The 1,328-nt window shown below is 71.5% G+C and carries 1 pseudogene (running past one end of the window); it reads left to right on the top strand.

What is annotated here, in order from left to right:
- Window positions 1-1,328, top strand: a pseudogene (locus tag ACFFCN_RS01445) (NAD-dependent succinate-semialdehyde dehydrogenase); its annotated part reaches 13 nt to the left of the window's first position; the annotation flags it as partial.

Here is a 1,328-nt window from a genome sequence, read left to right as displayed (position 1 = left end):
GTGCCGTGGCGCAGGCCGGCGCGGACGACGTCCGCGCCGCCGTCGACGCCGCGGCCGGCGCGCAGCCGGGCTGGGCAGGCACGCCGCCGCGCGAACGCAGCGAGGTGTTGCGCCGGACCTTCGAGCTGATGATCGAGCGCAAGGAGGACCTCGCGCACCTGATGTCACTGGAGATGGGGAAGTCGCTCACCGACGCGCGCGGCGAGGTCGTGTACGCGGCCGAGTTCTTCCGGTGGTACGCCGAGGAGGCCGTACGCATCGGCGGGGAGCTACGCATGGCGCCGTCCGGCGCGAACCGCATCGTGACCTTCCGCAAGCCCGTCGGCGTGTGCCTGCTGCTGACTCCCTGGAACTTCCCGGCAGCCATGGCGACTCGCAAGATCGGCCCTGCACTCGCGGCCGGATGCACCTTCGTGCTCAAGCCGGCCGAGGACACGCCCTTGACGGCGTTGGTGCTGGCGCAGTTGCTCGCCGAGGCGGGCGCACCCGACGGTGTGGTCAATGTCGTCACCAGCGACCGGCCGGCCGACGTCGTCGAGACCGCGTTGGCCGATGCCCGGGTACGCAAGCTGTCGTTCACCGGCTCCACGGGCGTGGGTCGCATGCTGCTCAAGCAGAGCGCCGAGCGCATCGTCAACTCCTCGATGGAGCTCGGCGGCAACGCGCCGTTCCTGGTGCTCGACGACGCCGACTTGGACGCCGCGGTCGAGGGGGCGATGCTCGCCAAGATGCGCAACGGCGGTCAGGCGTGCACGGCGGCGAACCGGTTCATCGTCGCCGAGGCCGTGGCCGGCCGGTTCGCCGACAAGCTCGCCGAGGCCATGGGTGCGTTGCGGGTCGGCGCCGGGACGGACGAGGACACCCAGCTCGGCCCGATGATCAACCGCAAGGCCGTCGACGGCATCGACGACAAGGTCTCCAGTTCGGTGGCGGCCGGTGCGCGCGCGGTGATCGGCGGCGAGCGGCCGGACGGTGCCGGGTTCTTCTATCCCGCGACGGTGCTCGCGGACGTGCCGCGCGACTCCGCGGTGGCGACCGAGGAGGTGTTCGGCCCGGTCGCGCCGATCATCACCGTGCGCGACGACGCGGATGCCCTCGCCGTCGCGAACGCCACGGACATGGGGCTGACGGGTTACATCTACACCGGCGATCTCGCGCGGGGGTTGCGGCTGTCCGAGCAACTGGAGGTCGGCATGGTCGGCCTCAACCGCGGACTGGTCTCGGACCCGGCCGCGCCCTTTGGCGGCGTCAAGCAGTCCGGGCTCGGCCGCGAGGGCGGCTTCGAGGGCATCGACGAGTACCTCGAGACCACCTACGTCGCCACCAAC

The organism is uncultured Jatrophihabitans sp. (assembly GCF_964246335.1).
Classification (GTDB): domain Bacteria; phylum Actinomycetota; class Actinomycetes; order Mycobacteriales; family Jatrophihabitantaceae; genus Jatrophihabitans.
Note: the sequence above shows the minus strand (reverse complement) of the source record. Positions and strands in the feature narration are given on the sequence as shown.